Annotated in this window: 1 pseudogene; it reads right to left on the reverse strand. The window is 76.5% G+C overall.

What is annotated here, in order from left to right:
• A pseudogene (locus tag BN358_RS27550) lies at positions 1–238 on the reverse strand (hypothetical protein); the annotation flags it as partial.

The raw sequence follows: 238 nt of genomic DNA on the forward strand, positions 1-238 counted from the left end.
TCCGCGGACGCGGAGTCCTCCGCGACCACGGCGTCGTCACGGCTCGGCTCCACCTCGGGCTCCTCCTCGGCGGGACTGGCCTGGGACCGGGTCGGACGCAGGTTCGCCCGGGCCTGTTCCGCGGCCGGCGAGCGGGGCGGGCTGGCCGGAGAACTCGGTGCCTGGGCGAGGTTGCCGGAGGGCGTCGGCTCGGCTGCGGCGTCGACGATCGGGTTGATGTGCAGGGCGGCCCCGAGCA

The sequence above is a fragment of the Sedimentibacter sp. B4 genome (genome assembly GCF_000309315.1).
Classification (GTDB): Bacteria; Bacillota; Clostridia; order Tissierellales; family Sedimentibacteraceae; genus Sedimentibacter; species Sedimentibacter saalensis.